The sequence below is a fragment of the Plantibacter sp. PA-3-X8 genome (assembly GCF_003856975.1).
GTDB classification, from domain to species: Bacteria; Actinomycetota; Actinomycetes; order Actinomycetales; family Microbacteriaceae; genus Plantibacter; species Plantibacter auratus.
Genome location: NZ_CP033107.1, coordinates 489,925 through 504,303 on the forward strand (window position 1 = coordinate 489,925; position 14,379 = coordinate 504,303).

The following is a 14,379-nucleotide window of genomic DNA, read 5'->3' on the forward strand; positions in this document are numbered from 1 at the left end:
CAGCCTACGCGCCGCTGCCGACGAGCCCTCCCGGTTCGCGCAGGGCGTGAAGCCGGTCAGCGGATCCCGCCGCCGGCGTCCTCGTCGAGGTTCCGGCTGAGCGCCACGGACACGATCGCCTCGATCAGCGAGTCGACCGTCTGCTGCTCCGCCACGACGTCGACCCTGAGCCCGTAGCCTCGGGCGTCACGAGCCGTGCGGGGTCCGATCGCGGCGATGACGGTGCTCTCGGGGATCTCGGGGAACTGCGAACGGACCTGCTCCGCCACGCTGCCCGAGGTGACGAGGATGGCGCGCACCCGGCTGCTGGCGACGTCGGCGACGATCTTCTCTGCCACCGGGACACCGACCGTGCGGTAAGCCACGACGGACTGGACGTCGTGTCCGGCAGCGATCAGGCCCTCCGTGAGGAGCGGCTTGGCGATGGCCGAGCGGAGCGTGAGGATGCGCTTCGGGTGCGGTTCGAGCGCCGTGAGCTCCTGCACCATGCCCTTGGCGGAGTTGTCCTTCGCCGGCACGAGGTCGACGCTGTAGCCGACGGCCGTGAGCGCGGCAGCGGTCGTCTCTCCGACGGCGGCGACCCTCGTCGTCTCGGGGATCCGGATCCGCTGCGAGGACAGCACGTCGACCGTGGTCGCGCTCGTCACGGTCAGCCAGTCGAACTCTCCAGCCTCGAGCGCCGCGAGTGCGGCCCCGAGGGTCTCCGGGTCGTCGGTGCTGGCGAAGTTGATCATCGGGGCGACGACGGGCGACCCGCCTTTGCCACGGACCGTCCCGGCGACCGAGTCGCCCCACGGACCGCCGCGCGGCACGAGGACGCGCCACCCGCCGAGCGGCTTGGTGGCGGTGGGAACGGTGTTCGACTTCGTCCAGTCCTTCACGCAGCGCCTCCCAGCGGGGCGAGGTCGGCTGCGCCGGCCTCGATGAGCTCGTCTGCGAGCGAGACACCGAGCGCGTCGGCCGCCTGGAGCAGCTCGCGTCCGTGTCCGTCGCCGGAGAAGCCCTCCGCGCGGCTCTCCCGGTGGATCATCTCGGTGCCGTCGAGCGAGTAGACGGCGGCCTGCAGGACGAGGTCCTCGTCGTCGAGCCAGGCTGCCGCGCCGACGGGGGCAGAACAACCGGCCTCGAGCCGACGGAGCACGGCCCGTTCCGCCGTGGCCTGCCAGCGGCTCGGCGCGTGGTCGAGCAACGCGATGGAACCGGCGATGGACGATTCGTCGTCGTCGAGGCACTCGATCGCGAGCGCCCCCTGCCCCGGCGCGGTCGGCCAGGTGTCGAGGTCGAAGAGCCCGGTCACGGCGTCGAGGCGTCCGAGGCGGGTGAGACCGGCGGCCGCGAGGACGACGGCGTCGAGGTCGTCGTCGATGCGGCGCAGGCGGGTGTCGATGTTGCCGCGGATGTCGACGACCTCGAGGTCGGGCCGGATACGCTTCAGCTGCGCGATCCGACGCGGTGAACCGGTGCCGATCCGTGCGCCCTGCGGCAGGTCGTCGAGCGAGCGGTCGCCCGAGGCGCACAGGGCGTCGCGGGGATCCTCGCGCATCGGCATGGCGGCGATCGTGAAGCCCTCGGCCGGAGCCGTCGGCAGGTCCTTCAAGGAGTGCACGACGAGGTCGCAGGCGCCGTCGAGCAGCGCGTCGCGGAGTGCGTTGACGAACACACCCGTCCCGCCGATGGTCGAGAGCGACTCGCGACTCGTGTCGCCCTGCGTCGTGACGGTAACGATCTCGACGTCCTCACCGGTGGCCGCCGTGAGGGCGTCGGCCACATGACCGGTCTGCGCCAGCGCCAGGGCGCTGCCGCGGGTTCCGATGCGAAGGGTCATGGGGCGATCCCCGAGAACGCCGGTTTGAAGCCCAGCCGGGCGTTCTCGCAGCACCCGGGGCGGCAGACGTCGTACCAGGGGCCGAGGTCGGTCATGTGCGGTCGTTCCTCGACGGGCGTGCCGTCGCGGCGCTCGAGGACGAGGTCGACGAGTCCCTTGACGTAGGCGGCGGCGGTGCCAGGCGTCGGGACGCGGACGGCGGCGAGGCCGTGCTCGCCGGCCGTCTCGATGGCCTCGTTGTCGAGGTCCCACATGACCTCCATGTGGTCGCTCACGAAGCCGAGCGGCACGATGACGATCGCCTTGCGGCCGGCGGCGGGCAGCTCGGCGATCGCGTCGTTGATGTCGGGCTCGAGCCACGGCATGCTCGGCGGGCCGGAGCGCGACTGGTAGACGAGCTGCCACGGCACCGAGACGCCGCTGCCGACCGCGCCACCGAGGACACCGGCCTCACGGAGCTGGTCGATGGCGTTCGCCATGACGACCTCGGCCACCGCGAGGTGCTGGGCTTCGTACGCGCCGTGGTCGCCGAAGCCGCGGAAGTCGGGGCCGGAGCGCGCGGCGTCACCGGTGGGGATCGAGTGCGTCGCGAAGAGCACCTCGATCTCCGTCTCGGCGGAGAGCTCGGGCTGTTCGCGCAGGTACTCGGCGATCGCGTCACGGACACCGTCGATGAACGGGGTCACGAAGCCGGGGTGGTCGAAGAACTGACGCACCTTGTCGATCTGGATCTCGCCCTGGAGGTTCGTCTCGTCGACGGCGATCGCGAAGTCCTCGCGGTACTGCCGACAGCTCGAGTACGAGGAGTAGGCGCTCGTGGCGATCGCGATGAGCTTCGTGAAGCCGCGCTCGTGCGCCTCGGTCAGCGCGTCGCGCAGGTACGGGTCCCAGTTGCGGTTGCCCCAGAGGACCGGGAGGTCGATGCCACGTGAGGCGAGTTCGAGCTCCAGGGCCGCCTTGAGCGCACGGTTCTGGTCGTTGATCGGGCTGACGCCGCCGAAGTGGCGGTAGTGGTGCGCGACCTCTTCGAGACGCTCCTCGGGGATCCCGCGTCCGCGCGTGACGTTGCGGAGGAACGGGATGACGTCGTCCTGGCCCTCAGGCCCGCCGAAGCCGGCGAGAAGGATGGCATCGTAGTCCGTCGGCTCGGAGACGTGCTCAGGACCGGCCGCTGCAGCGTCGGTCGCGCCGCGGACGATGCGCTCGGGGGCCTCGGCTCCGGTGCTCCCCAGGTTCATGGCGGCCATCAGCGCACCACCTCCAATGCCTCGGCGGGCGTGATACGGCGGCCCGTGAAGAACGGCACCTCTTCGCGCACGTGGCGGCGCGCTTCGGTGTTGCGCAGGTCGCGCATGAGGTCGACGAGTTCGACGACGTCGTCGGCCTCGAGCGGCAGGAGCCACTCGTAGTCGCCGAGGGCGAAGGAGGCGACGGTGTTGGCGAGCACACCCGTGAACGCCGCGCCCTGACGGCCGTGCTCGGCGAGCATCTTGCGACGCTCCTCCTCCGGCAGGAGGTACCACTCGTAGCTGCGCACGAAGGGGTACAGGCAGAGCCAGCCCTTCGGCTCGATGCCGCGGAGGAACCCGGGGACGTGCTGCCGGTTGAACTCGGCGTCGCGGTGGACGCCCATGGCGTTCCAGGTGGGCGCCAGCGAACCGAGGATGGCGGTGCGGCGCAGCTCGCGGAGGCCGGCCTGCAGGCCCTCGGCGGTGTCGCCGTGGAGCCACAGCATGAGGTCGGCGTCGGCGCGGAGGCCGGAGACGTCGTAGATGCCGCGCAGGGTCACGCCCTGGGCTTCGACGAGCGCGATGGATGCTTCGAGTTCGGAGACATGCTCTTCGCCGAGCGGCAGCCCACTCGCCGGCTCGCGGCGCAGGACAGCCCAGAGGGTGAATCCTGAGGGGCCAGTCGGGGTGGCTGAGTCGGTCGGGTGGTGCGATGCCTCGGCAGAGGCCGGGTGAGTCATAGTCCTATCCTCACCCAGTTCGGTCGATTGGGCAAAAGGGGCAGGTCACGATTGACACCGAGCCCAGCCTCACCGCCGATACAGTCGGGTGATGATCAGCGAGCAGCCTCCCGTCGAGTACCACGTCGCCAGAGCGGCCGAGATGGATCCGGTGACGCTCTACCGCGTGCTGAAGATCCGCGTCGACGTCTTCGTCGTCGAGCAGACGGCGCTCTTCGCCGATCTCGACGGACGCGACATCGAGGACGGCACCCTCATCGCCTGGGCGCAGGAGGGCGACGAGGTGCTCGCGACGATCCGGATCCTGACCGAGGCCGAGCACTCCGAGATCGGACGCGTGGCCACCGCGTTCACCGCCCGCGGGCGGGGTCTCGCCGCGGAACTGATCCGTCGCGCCGTGGCCGACCACGGGCATCGGGAACTCCGCATGGGCGCCCAGAAACGCCTCGCCGACTGGTACGGCCGGTTCGGATTCGAGATCAGCGGCCCCGACTACGTCGAGGACGACATCGTGCACGTTCCGATGACGCGCGTGGCCACCCCGAGGGACTGACCGGCGGCGGGACGCGTCAGCGCGCGATGGCGCGGACGATGCCCCACACGGCCAGCCCGGCCGCACCGGCGAGGCCCGCGACACCGGCGTAGAAGACCGCCGGGCGTTCGACCTTGACGGTCGCGATCTGCACGATGGCACGACGCTTGGCGCGGTGCACCTGCTTCGGGACGTTGAGCTTGTCCTCGATCGCGTTCAGCGTGGCGACGAGCTCGGCGCGAGCCTGCTCGGGCGAGGGCGTCGCCCCCGGGAACTGGTCAACGGTCATACTCGCCGAGTCCCTTCACTGCCTTGATGTCTTCCTTCACGTTGTCCATCGGGCTCGGGTCCTCGTTGATCTTCTTGAAGTAACGCAGCGCGATGAGCACGAGGACCGCCGCGACGAGGACGAAGAGCACGAAGACGCAGAGCGCCGCCAGCCACGAGGGCATGACGAGCGCGAGCGCGAGGATCAGCACGGCGACGAGCACGCCGACCGCGAAGAACAGGAACACCGCGGCGCCGGCGACGAACGCCGCTCCGATGCCCGCGTACTTGCCCTTGTGGGCCAGCTGCGTCTTGAGGTTGGCGATCTCGGCCTTGACCAGGTTCGAGACGACCCCGGGCAGCTGGCCGACGAGGGTCAGGAGGGATTCGTCGCGCTTGTCGTAGCGCGGCTCCGAGCGGTTGCGGTCACTCATGAACGGCATCGTCGGTGCTACTCGCCGCTCTTGGGCTTCGGTGCCGTCGTCTTGGGCGCGGCAGGCTTGCGCACTGCGGGCTTCGAGGCCGACGACGTCGAGGTGCCGGAGGCCGTGCGTGCGTCCTTGACCGTCTCGGACACGTCCTGGACGGTGTCTTCGGTCTTCGACTCAGCCTTGCGGTGCACTGAGCCTGTCGAAGTGTCGAGCTTCTGGCCGGGCGTCGAGCCCTGCTGGCTGACGACCTTCGCGACGGCGCTGACGCCGCTCCACAGAGCCGCGGGGACCTCGCTGATGCGTGCCTTGGCGAAGTCCTCGACCCTGCCGCGCTGCGCGCGCACCGGCTTCGCGTTCCACAGCTTGACCCACTGCGTCTTGATCTGCTCGTAGCGTTCGCGTCCGGCGCGGGTACCGAGCACGTAGCCCGTGAGCCCACCGACGACGAACATGACCTTGCCCTTCATGGCGCCTCCGTCTGTTCGAGTGGTGCTGTGATGCTGCATCCAACGGGACCAGCGTAGTCGGGTGTCACTCCGACGCCACCATCCAGTCGGGGGTTGACAGGAAAAGATGCCGGGTCGGGCATATGGGCGTGTCTACCGCTGCAGCGCCTGATGGCGGAGTCGTGCCGCCGCCTCGTGGGCGTCGGGCACCACCGAGGCGAGCCCCGTGCCCGACAACCAGGCACCCGTGACCGCGAGGTCGGGCACCTCGGCCACTGCTTCCCGGATGGCCGTCGAGCGTTCGCGCTGGCCGCGGGCGGCGGTCGGCTGCGTCCCCGTCCAGGAGATGCGGTGGAAGCCGCGGACGCTGCCCGGGTCGAGCTGGACGCCGAGCATCGCGGACGCGTCGTGCAACGCCGTCGAGAGCAGCTCCTCGTCGGTCAACGCGCTCGTCGCGTCGGCTTCGCCCTGACGACCGAAGGACAGGCGGACGACGTGGCGGTGCTCGCCCTGCGCCTTCGCGCGGTCGGCGAGCCAGGCCCACTTCGCCGTCGCATGGGTGAGCGCCTTGGCGTGGAGCGTCGAGCCGGGTGCGACGAGCAGCCCGGAGCCACGCGGTGCAGCGTCGAGTGCCGGTTCGTCGAGCACGATCGTCACGAGCTCGATCGGCGCCGGCAGGACCGGGTCGCCCACGTCGTCGCCGGCGGCGGGGAGGTCGCGAAGCGCCGGCCCGACGTCGGCCAGCAGGTTGCGGGCCGGCTGCTCGGGCGTCGCGATGAGGACGAGGTCGGCCTCGAGCACCCGGCCGTCGGTCAGGGCGACGTACCAGGGGGCTTTCGACCCGCCTGCAGCCGCGGGACGCTCGCTCATCCGTGGGAGGCCGGCGTCGCCGAGGCCGACACCCGGTCCGTCCACGTCGATGTCGAACGGGTTCCGGGAGATCGCCGTGACGGCGACGCCGGTGATGAGCGTCGACCCCCACCGCTCGAGTTCCGCGGTCAAGCCGTCGACGAGGACGGTCATGCCGCCGTCGAGGCCACCGACCGCGGCACCGGCGGGCGCGTTCTCCCGGAGAGCCGCCACGGCGAGGGACAGCGCCCCGGTGCGCGTCAGCGCGGCGTTCAGCCCGGGAGCCGCGCGGTCGACGTCGAGGTCGTCTGGAGCGGCCGAGTAGACGCCCGAGGTGACCGGAGCGACGAGGAGATCGTGGACGGCCGCGCCCATGCGCTTCCGGACGAGCGCACCGAGGTTGTGCTCGGTGCCGATCGTGAGCGGCGGGCGGATGCGGTCGAGGTAGGCGCGCAGGGCACCCTTCCAGCCGATGACCCGACGGACGTCGTCGGCGAGGGGGTTCGTCGGGATGCCCAGCAGTCCCGCCTTGGGGAGCGGGACACTCCGCTGCGGCTGTCCGGGCTTGGCGACGTGCAACCAGGCCCCGGCCCGGTTGGGACGCACGACGCGGTCGGTCAGGCCCAGTTGCTCGATGAGCTCGGCGACCGAGCCACCGCGCGTCGCGAAGCTCTCGGCACCGACGTCGACGCGGAGACCCGCGACCTCGGCGGCCGCGAGCGCGCCACCGAACGACTCCTGCGCGTCGACGACCGTCACCGAGATGCCGACCTTGGCGCAGTCGACTGCGCCGACGAGTCCGGCCACACCACCGCCGATGACGACGAGACGCTTGGGCTCGAGACTCATGCGGGCTGCCAATCGTGGGCGAGGGCGACGATGCGGGTCAGGACGTCCGGGTCGGTCTCGGGCGGGACCCCGTGGCCGAGGTTGAGGACGTGCGACGGCGCCGCCGTCCCGCGCTGGAGGATGTCGAGGACGTGCGCCTCGAGGACCGGCCATGGGGCGGCGAGCAGTGCCGGGTCGATGTTGCCCTGCACGGGGACGGCGCCACCGAGACGTCGGATGCCCTCGTCGAGCGCCAGCCGGTAGTCGATCCCGACGACGTCGGCGCCGACCCGGTGCATCGCACCGAGCAGCTCGCCCGTCCCGACGCCGAAGTGCACCTTCGGGACGGGGAGGTCGGCGACGTGCGCGAGCGCGGCCCGGGAGGCCGGGGCGACATGACGCTCGTAGTCCTCGAGGGAGAGCGCCCCCGCCCACGAGTCGAAGAGCTGCGCGGCCGATGCACCGGCGAGCACCTGGGCGCGGAGGAAGCGACCGGTGACGTCCGCGCACCAGGCCATGAGCTTCGCCCACGACTCCGGGTCGGCGTGCATGAGGGTGCGGGCGGCGAGGTGGTCCTTCGACGGTCCGCCCTCGACGAGATAGGCGGCGAGCGTGAACGGTGCACCCGCGAAGCCGATGAGCGGCGTGCGGCCGTCGCCGATCCCCGCGAGCCCGGCGATGGTGAGCGCGACGCCCTCGCGGATCGGTGCAAGCGTGTCGTCGAGGACGGCCGGGTCGAGCGCGACGAGCGCGTCGACCTCGGCGGCCGTCCGAACCGCCGACCCCATGACGGGACCACGGCCCGGCACGATCTCGACCGCGACCCCGGCCTGCTTCAGCGGCACCACGATGTCGCTGAAGAAGATGGCCGCGTCCGTCCGGTGCCGTCGGATGGGCTGGAGGGTGATCTCGCTCGCCATCGCCGGGTCGAGGCAGGCGTCGAGCATGGCCGTCCCGATCCGCAACTCGCGGTACTCGGGCAACGACCGGCCGGCCTGACGCATGAACCAGACGGGCGTCCGCTCGGGACGGGTGCCGCGGTACGCGGTGATGAGCGGCGACGACTGGGTCACGCCGGTGACGAGCGGGTGTTCGGGTGGGAGACTCACCCCTCCATCCTCCCATCTCCGCCCTGAGAGGGAGGGGGACGCGTGCGGCCGGGTGAGGGTCACCTGGGTGGCTTCCCGGAGAGGCCGACGTGCACGCTCGGGTAGACTCATCGGGTGCTCATGTGTGTGACGGCGAGCCATAAGAACGCCACCTTCGACCTCCTCGAACGACTCTCAGTCGGTGCCGAGGGCGTTGCCGCGCGCCTGGTCGAGCACCACGAGTGCGTCTCGGGTGCCGTCGTCGTGGCCACCTGCAACCGGTTCGAGGCGTACATCGACCTCGACGAGCCCGTCACCGCCGCTGCATCCGTCGCCTTCGAGGCCGCTGCGGAGGCCGTCAGCGAGACCACCGGCATCCCCGCCGAGCAGCTGCGGGAGGTGTTCGACCTCAGCGTCGGCACCGCGGCAGCCGAGCACCTCTTCGCCGTGTCGGCCGGACTCGAGTCCGTCGTCGTCGGTGAGGGCGAGATCGCCGGCCAGGTGCGGCGCTCCCTCGAGGCCGCTCGCGCCGCTGGCACCACCAGTTCCGAACTGGAGCGCCTGTTCCAGCGCGCGTCCCAGACCTCCCGTGGCATCAAGAACCGCACGCCGCTCGGGCGCGCCGGTCGCTCCATCGTGCGCCTCGCCCTCGACCTCGCGGAGAGCCGTATCGACGACTGGGCCACGCAGCGCGTGTTGCTCGTCGGCACCGGTGCGTACGCCGGCGCGAGCCTCGCCGCCCTCCGCGACCGCGGCGTCACCGACGTCCTCGTGTACTCGCCGTCCGGCCGCGCCGAGAAGTTCGCGCGCTCGCACGAGATCGGCTGGATCGGACACGACGACCTCGCCCGCACCACCGGCGAGGTCGACATCATCGTCACCTGCACCACCGCCGAGGGCCACGTGGTCGACGCCGAACTGCTCCGCGCGGGTCGCACGGCCGTCGCCGCCGACCACCGTGCGCGAGCCGCGGCTGCCACGGACGCACCGACGCTCTCGCTGGTCACCGCGTCCGACGCACCGGCCGCACCCGAGCCCACCGGGGTCTCCGCGCTCGTCCACGACGTCATCACCGAAGCCGCCGCCGAGTGCCCGGTGCCGCACGCGTCGGCACAGCTCGTCATCGACCTCGGCCTGCCGCGCAACGTCGACCCCGACGTCTCCACCGTCTCCGGTGTCGTTCTGCTCGACCTCGAGACCATCCGCATCCACGCGCCGCTCGAGGAGCTGCAGGCCACCGAGGTCGCGCGCTCCATCGTCAGCCGCGCCGCACAGAAGTTCGCCGCGGTCGGCGAGGAGCGCAGCCTCGAGCCCGCCGTCGTCGCACTCCGCAGCCACGTGCACGCACTCGTCGAGGCCGAGGTCGCCCGTGCGACCGCTCGCGGCGACGACGACGGTTCGACCGCCCGTGCACTGCGTCACCTCGCCGGAGTGCTGCTGCACGAACCGACGGTGCGCGCACGGAACCTCGCCCGCAACGGCGAGCAGGCCGCGTACACGACGGCGCTGCAGACGCTCTTCGGCATCGACGTCCCGCAGACACCGGCGGTCGTCGTGCCGGTCGCCGACACCGACTCGGCCGCCTCCGCCTCCTAGGCTTCCGACGGCACCGGGGCTCTCGCGTCGGGCGATTCCGGTGACCGAGCCGACCCCGGTCACCGAGCCTGTCGAGGTGCGCGAACACGCGACCCGACCATGGACGTTCCTCGTGTGCCCTTCGACACTTCGACAGGCTCAGTGCGGCGCAGCTCAGGGACCGGAGAGGGTTAACCGCTCAGGGAACGGTTCACGCACCGCCCTTCGACAAGCTCAGGGACCGGAGAGGGTTGCCGATCAGGGACCGGGGGTGCCGCTCAGGGACCGGAGAGGGGTGCTACTCAGGTACGGGAGGAGGGTTGCCGCCCAGGGACCGGTACGGGAAGGGCGCTGGAACGACGAACGGGCACCGGCGCGATGCCGATGCCCGTCGTGATCCGCCTGCGGAGCAGGCCGTGGATCAGTAGTCGTAGTTGTAGTCGTACGAGCTCGCGCCGGCGATCGCGCCGGCGATGATCAGGAAGTAGAAGATGATCACGATGATGCCGGCGAGGACCGACACGCCGCTCACGATGGTGCCGGCGAGGGCCAGGCCGCGGCCCTGCTCACCGGTGCGCTTGATCTGACCGAGCGCGATGATGCCGAGCACGAGGCCGACGACGCCGAACCCGACGAACGGGGCGATGATCGAGATGATCGCCATGACGTTCGTCTTCGGGCCGGTCGGCTGCGCGTAGCCGTACGGCGCCTGGGGCTGTCCGTACGGAGCGGCGGGCTGGCCGTAGGGGTTCTGCTGCTGCCCGTAGGGTGCCTGCGGCTGGCCGTAGGGGTTCTGCTGCTCGCCGTAGGGCGCCTGCGGCTGACCGTACTTCGGCTGCTCGCCGTACTGCGGAGCCTGCTGGCCCGACTGCTCACCGTAGGGCGAGGGCTGGCCGTACTGCGGAGCCTGTTCGCCGTACTGCGGAGCCGGCGGAACCTGAGATTCGCCGTAGGCCGGCTGCTGGGGGTTCTGGCTCTGACCGTATGGGTCGTTCGGCTGGCCGGAGTTCGGATCAGTCATGAAGGTGCACCTCGCGCATAGGGGTTCGACGAACGGACTCATGCTTGCAGCGCGCCGTCGCCTTGTCAACACAGGGTAACCCGCGATCCCTGATGTTCACTGGGCTCGCGCGGCGGGCACCGGAGGCGGTGGCAAGATGGACGAGGGGGTGCGGATGGACGAGGAGTCGGTGGCGGAAGCCGAGGACGTCACGCTCGCCGATGCCCCGCCGGTCGCCGAGCGGCCTGGCGCGCTGACCATCGCCGGGATCGTCGCCGTCGACTGGGTCCACTCCGTCGTCTGGCACACGCGGGCCTTCTTCAGCGGCCGAATCCCGAGGGAGTACGCCCGAGGCGACGCGAGTCGCCCCGTCGTCGTCCTCATCCCCGGCGTGTACGAGACCTGGGCGTTCCTGAAGCCGGTCGCCGACCGCCTGAACGCCGACGGCTACCGGATCCGCATCGCCCGTGGCCTCGGATACAACCGCAAACCCATCCGCGACACGGCGGCCCGCTTCGCCCGCGCGCTCGGGCGGTTGCCGAAGCCCGCCGCCGGGTGCGTCATCGTCGCGCACAGCAAGGGAGGCCTCGTCGGAAAGGAGCTGCTCCTCACCGAACGCGAGCGGCTGGGCCTGCTCGGGGTCGTCGCGATCTGCTCGCCGTTCTCCGGGTCGGTGCTCGCGAAGTACGTCGTCGACCCGAGCCTCCGCGCCTTCCTCCCGACAGACGAGACCATCGTCGCGCTCGGCGCCCCGCACGACGTCAACGCCGACATCGTCTCGATCTACAGCACCTTCGACCCGCACGTGCCGTCCAGCAGCGTGCTGCCCGGAGCGACGAACGTGCTCCTCCCGGTGCCGGGTCACTTCGTGATCCTCAGCACGGACGAGCTCAAGGACGCCGTGGAACTCGCCGTCGACGGGTTCGCCGATCGGGTGCGGCCCGTACCCGACACCGAGCGCCCGGCCGACCGGTGAGCCTCGCACCCGAGGGCTCGGGCCGCCCGCTCCCCGACATCCTCGTGTCCGCGGTCGCGATCGTCCGCGGACGGCGAGTCCTCATGGTGACGGCTCGCGGCCGCGACGTCCTCTACATGCCCGGCGGGAAGATCGATGCGGGCGAGACGCCCGCCGAGGCCGCTATCCGGGAGGCACGCGAGGAGGTCGCGGTCGAGATCGATCCGGCGCGGGTGACGCCGTTGTTCACGGTGGTCACGCAGGCGCACGGCGAGCCCGACGGCCGGCTCGTGCGAATGCACGTCTTCGCGGCCGAGACGCACGAGACACCGACGCCCTCCGCCGAGGTGAGCGCGGTCCACTGGGTGGGCACGGAGTCACTCGACCGCTGCCCGCCTGCGGGACGCGACGTGCTCGAGCGCCTGGCGGCGGCGGGGCTCATCGACTGAGGAGCCCTTCAACAGGCGGATACTGCCCTTCGACAGGCTCAGGGACCGGCGGGGGTGAGCCCTTCGACAAGCTCAGGGACCGGTTGACGCTCAGGGACCGGTCAACCTGGGACCGGAGGAGTGAGAACGGCTCAGTGCACGTACTCGAGGAGGTCCTGGCCGAGGATCCGAACGGCGTCGACCACCCCGAGACGTGTGCCGAGCTCCGTGTCGTCGTAGCTCGTGCACACGGCGTAGCTCACTGCGCCGTTCGGGCCGCGAAGGATGCCCGCCTCGGCTCGCACACCGACCCCGGAACCGGTCTTGTTGAAGAGCTGGATGCCGTGGTCGGGCTCACGGTGGGCCAGTGGGTCGAGCCCGAAGCCCGAGGCGACGAGCGAGAGGTCGGTGTTGAGCGACAACCAGGCCAGGACCCGGCGGCTGGTGGTCGCGTCGACGATCTCGCCCGTCGCGAGTGCCTGGAACAGCCAGGCGAGTTCGCGGGCGGAACCGACGGAGAGCTGCGGTGCGTTGTCGGGGCCGCGGTGGTCGCGGACGATGTCGAGGAGGGCCGTGCGCTTCAGCCCGATCTCCTCGGCACGGTGGCGGACGGCGTCGAGACCGATGTGGCGGAGCAGGACGTTCGTGGCGAGGTTGTCGCTCGTCGCGCCGACGAGGGCTGCGAGGTCGGCGACCGGGAGGGACGGCGCTTGCAGGTGCTGCCAGATCCCGGAGTCGGCGACGGCGTCGAGTGGCTCGCGGTCGAGGATGGTGAGCCCGCTGAAGTCGGCGTCGCCCAGACGGGCCGCGACCTCGATGAGGAGGAGGACCTTGCCGATCGAGGCAGTGGGCACGACGACGTGGTCGTCGGCCGACATGAGCATCTCGCCGGTGGTGATGTCGTTGATCCGGAGGCTGACCTGCGCACCCGACGCGGCCAGCTCACCGAGGGCGCTGAACCCGCGGGTGAAGGGTTCGATCTGGGCGGAGGCACGGTGGCGCCCTCGACGCGCATCGCGCGAACGGCGACGTTCCGACTCGTGCACTCGTGAAGCCACGGCTGACCGAACTCCTCTGCTCCAGATGGTGATCCCGACGATCCTGCGGGTGTGGACCTGCCCCGGTCAGCCCACTCGACGGCCGTCCGACGACCCGCACAGCGGGCCTCCGGATGTGCCGTCCACGGTATCGTAAGCGCCCTTCGCGCTGGCTGCGAATCTGGGCCTGGGAAGGTCGTTCCCGGGCGCGTCGGTCCGACATCCGTCGCTTCCATCGCCCGCGAATCCGGTCGGTCCACCGCCCGGATCCCGTCGGGCCCAGAGCCTGATCAGAGGCGAGCGCGGGCTGGGAACTGGGTCGCGAACTTGCCGCCACTGACGTCGATCAGCGCACCGGTGACGTAGCCAGCCTGGTCGCTCGCGAGGAACCGCACGATGTTCGCGACGTCCTCCGGTTCCTCCCATCGGCGCACCGAGAGCGTGTCGAGGAGTTCGTCCTGCTGCGCCGTCGGGAGATCGGCGAAGCCGTTCATCGCCGTCGGCACCATGCCGGGGGCGTAGGCGTTCACCGTGATGCCCCACGGCCCCAGCTCGCTCGCGAGGACCCTGGTCAACTGGACCACCGCGGACTTGGACGCCGCGTAGGCCGCGCTGCCGACGCTCGGGATGACCGCCGCGAAGCTCGCGGCGTTGATGATGCGCCCGGAACGCTGTTCCTTCAGATACGGGATGACCGCCTTCGACACCCGGAAGACGCCGCCGACGTTGACGTCGAAGCACCTCGTCCACGCGGTGTCGCTCGTCTCCTCGAGCAGCGACTGCACGTTGACCCCGGCGTTGTTCACGAGGACGTCGATCCCTCCGAGCCCGGCGGCAGCCGCCTCGACCGCGCTCGACACCGATTCCTCGGACCGCACGTCGCACGCGATGGCGACGAGGTCGCCGTGGTGGGACGCCACGAGCGCGTCCAGGGAGGAGACGTCGAGGTCGAGCACCGCGACGCGGGACCCCTCGGCGAGGAAGGACTCCACGAGGGCGAGCCCGATTCCGCGAGCACCTCCGGTCACGATCACCCGTCGATCCGTCAGGTCCAGCAGCATCGGTGTCTCCCGTCGTTTGAGCGCGTCCGTCGACGCGTCGACCCGATGTCGACGGCAGCGTGCGCACCAGGCGAGTAAAACATACTTA

At 70.9% G+C, this 14,379-nt stretch carries 16 protein-coding genes; 4 read left to right on the top strand and 12 right to left on the bottom strand.

What is annotated here, in order from left to right; translation table 11 throughout:
- Nucleotides 1-56: 56 nt before the first annotated feature.
- From EAO79_RS02390 to hemQ, 4 genes are read right to left on the bottom strand one after another with little or no spacing between them, the layout of a single operon-like run.
- Nucleotides 57-881, bottom strand: a complete 825-nt coding sequence (locus EAO79_RS02390) for a uroporphyrinogen-III synthase (protein WP_124767649.1) — start codon at nt 879-881, stop codon at nt 57-59.
- On the bottom strand, nt 878-1,825 hold the full coding sequence (gene hemC / locus EAO79_RS02395; protein ID WP_124767650.1) for a hydroxymethylbilane synthase: 948 nt from the start codon (nt 1,823-1,825) through the stop codon (nt 878-880). Before hemC ends, EAO79_RS02390 begins: the two co-directional genes overlap by 4 nt.
- Nucleotides 1,822-3,072, bottom strand: coding sequence for a ferrochelatase (locus EAO79_RS02400; RefSeq protein ID WP_124767651.1), 1,251 nt, complete (start codon nt 3,070-3,072; stop codon nt 1,822-1,824). The genes hemC and EAO79_RS02400 overlap by 4 nt, the downstream gene beginning before the upstream one ends.
- Nucleotides 3,072-3,794 carry a hydrogen peroxide-dependent heme synthase gene (gene hemQ, locus EAO79_RS02405; RefSeq protein WP_124767652.1) on the bottom strand — a complete coding sequence of 241 codons (723 nt, stop codon included), beginning with the start codon at nt 3,792-3,794 and terminating at the stop codon, nt 3,072-3,074. Before hemQ ends, EAO79_RS02400 begins: the two co-directional genes overlap by 1 nt.
- A gap of 91 nt (nt 3,795-3,885) precedes the next feature.
- Here hemQ and EAO79_RS02410 point away from each other — a divergent pair, with 91 nt between their 5' ends.
- Nucleotides 3,886-4,347 carry a GNAT family N-acetyltransferase gene (locus tag EAO79_RS02410; protein WP_124767653.1) on the top strand — a complete coding sequence of 154 codons (462 nt, stop codon included), beginning with the start codon at nt 3,886-3,888 and terminating at the stop codon, nt 4,345-4,347.
- A 16-nt stretch (nt 4,348-4,363) separates the two neighbouring features.
- Here the strand turns inward: EAO79_RS02410 and EAO79_RS02415 are convergent, their stop codons facing one another.
- The 5 genes from EAO79_RS02415 to hemE all read right to left on the bottom strand — a co-directional run bounded on the left by EAO79_RS02415 (nt 4,364) and on the right by hemE (nt 8,256).
- On the bottom strand, nt 4,364-4,615 hold the full coding sequence (locus EAO79_RS02415; RefSeq protein WP_079003603.1) for a DUF3618 domain-containing protein: 252 nt from the start codon (nt 4,613-4,615) through the stop codon (nt 4,364-4,366).
- Nucleotides 4,605-5,027 carry a phage holin family protein gene (locus EAO79_RS02420; RefSeq protein WP_064294953.1) on the bottom strand — a complete coding sequence of 141 codons (423 nt, stop codon included), beginning with the start codon at nt 5,025-5,027 and terminating at the stop codon, nt 4,605-4,607. Before EAO79_RS02420 ends, EAO79_RS02415 begins: the two co-directional genes overlap by 11 nt.
- 17 nt (nt 5,028-5,044) lie before the next feature.
- Nucleotides 5,045-5,530 carry a hypothetical protein gene (locus EAO79_RS02425; protein WP_241160963.1) on the bottom strand — a complete coding sequence of 162 codons (486 nt, stop codon included), beginning with the start codon at nt 5,528-5,530 and terminating at the stop codon, nt 5,045-5,047.
- A gap of 93 nt (nt 5,531-5,623) precedes the next feature.
- Nucleotides 5,624-7,168 carry an NAD(P)/FAD-dependent oxidoreductase gene (locus EAO79_RS02430; RefSeq protein WP_124767654.1) on the bottom strand — a complete coding sequence of 515 codons (1,545 nt, stop codon included), beginning with the start codon at nt 7,166-7,168 and terminating at the stop codon, nt 5,624-5,626.
- Nucleotides 7,165-8,256 (bottom strand): uroporphyrinogen decarboxylase, encoded by a 1,092-nt coding sequence (gene hemE / locus EAO79_RS02435; RefSeq protein WP_241160964.1) that lies wholly within the window; start codon nt 8,254-8,256, stop codon nt 7,165-7,167. Before hemE ends, EAO79_RS02430 begins: the two co-directional genes overlap by 4 nt.
- A gap of 114 nt (nt 8,257-8,370) precedes the next feature.
- Between hemE and EAO79_RS02440 the strand changes: the two genes are divergently transcribed.
- Nucleotides 8,371-9,831: a glutamyl-tRNA reductase gene (locus EAO79_RS02440; RefSeq protein ID WP_124767656.1), complete on the top strand. Its 1,461-nt coding sequence runs from the start codon at nt 8,371-8,373 to the stop codon at nt 9,829-9,831.
- A 400-nt stretch (nt 9,832-10,231) separates the two neighbouring features.
- Here EAO79_RS02440 and EAO79_RS02445 read toward each other — a convergent pair whose 3' ends face one another.
- Nucleotides 10,232-10,831, bottom strand: a complete 600-nt coding sequence (locus EAO79_RS02445; protein ID WP_124767657.1) for a DUF4190 domain-containing protein — start codon at nt 10,829-10,831, stop codon at nt 10,232-10,234.
- 136 nt (nt 10,832-10,967) lie between these two features.
- Here EAO79_RS02445 and EAO79_RS02450 point away from each other — a divergent pair, with 136 nt between their 5' ends.
- Entirely contained in the window at nt 10,968-11,786 is an 819-nt protein-coding gene (locus EAO79_RS02450; RefSeq protein ID WP_124767658.1) for a triacylglycerol lipase, read from the top strand.
- Entirely contained in the window at nt 11,783-12,214 is a 432-nt protein-coding gene (locus EAO79_RS02455; protein ID WP_241160965.1) for an NUDIX domain-containing protein, read from the top strand. The genes EAO79_RS02450 and EAO79_RS02455 overlap by 4 nt, the downstream gene beginning before the upstream one ends.
- A 131-nt stretch (nt 12,215-12,345) precedes the next feature.
- On the opposite strand, the gene EAO79_RS02460 is transcribed toward EAO79_RS02455, so the two are convergent.
- Nucleotides 12,346-13,251, bottom strand: a complete 906-nt coding sequence (locus EAO79_RS02460; RefSeq protein WP_064294922.1) for a serine hydrolase — start codon at nt 13,249-13,251, stop codon at nt 12,346-12,348.
- Between the two features lie 269 nt (nt 13,252-13,520).
- A complete protein-coding gene (locus EAO79_RS02465; RefSeq protein WP_124767659.1) occupies nt 13,521-14,291 on the bottom strand; it encodes an SDR family NAD(P)-dependent oxidoreductase in 771 nt (256 codons plus the stop codon).
- Nucleotides 14,292-14,379: the final 88 nt, after the last annotated feature.

What these genes read in the sequence shown, in the direction of transcription:
- hemQ (WP_124767652.1), bottom strand. Translation starts at nt 3,794, where the DNA reads ATGACTCACCCGGCCTCTGCCGAGGCATCGCACCACCCGACCGACTCA.
- EAO79_RS02450 (WP_124767658.1), top strand. Translation starts at nt 10,968, where the DNA reads ATGGACGAGGGGGTGCGGATGGACGAGGAGTCGGTGGCGGAAGCCGAG.
- EAO79_RS02465 (WP_124767659.1), bottom strand. Translation starts at nt 14,291, where the DNA reads ATGCTGCTGGACCTGACGGATCGACGGGTGATCGTGACCGGAGGTGCT.
- EAO79_RS02420 (WP_064294953.1), bottom strand. Translation starts at nt 5,027, where the DNA reads ATGAGTGACCGCAACCGCTCGGAGCCGCGCTACGACAAGCGCGACGAA.
- EAO79_RS02425 (WP_241160963.1), bottom strand. Translation starts at nt 5,530, where the DNA reads ATGCAGCATCACAGCACCACTCGAACAGACGGAGGCGCCATGAAGGGC.
- EAO79_RS02415 (WP_079003603.1), bottom strand. Translation starts at nt 4,615, where the DNA reads ATGACCGTTGACCAGTTCCCGGGGGCGACGCCCTCGCCCGAGCAGGCT.
- EAO79_RS02410 (WP_124767653.1), top strand. Translation starts at nt 3,886, where the DNA reads ATGATCAGCGAGCAGCCTCCCGTCGAGTACCACGTCGCCAGAGCGGCC.
- EAO79_RS02430 (WP_124767654.1), bottom strand. Translation starts at nt 7,168, where the DNA reads ATGAGTCTCGAGCCCAAGCGTCTCGTCGTCATCGGCGGTGGTGTGGCC.
- hemC (WP_124767650.1), bottom strand. Translation starts at nt 1,825, where the DNA reads ATGACCCTTCGCATCGGAACCCGCGGCAGCGCCCTGGCGCTGGCGCAG.
- EAO79_RS02400 (WP_124767651.1), bottom strand. Translation starts at nt 3,072, where the DNA reads ATGGCCGCCATGAACCTGGGGAGCACCGGAGCCGAGGCCCCCGAGCGC.
- EAO79_RS02445 (WP_124767657.1), bottom strand. Translation starts at nt 10,831, where the DNA reads ATGACTGATCCGAACTCCGGCCAGCCGAACGACCCATACGGTCAGAGC.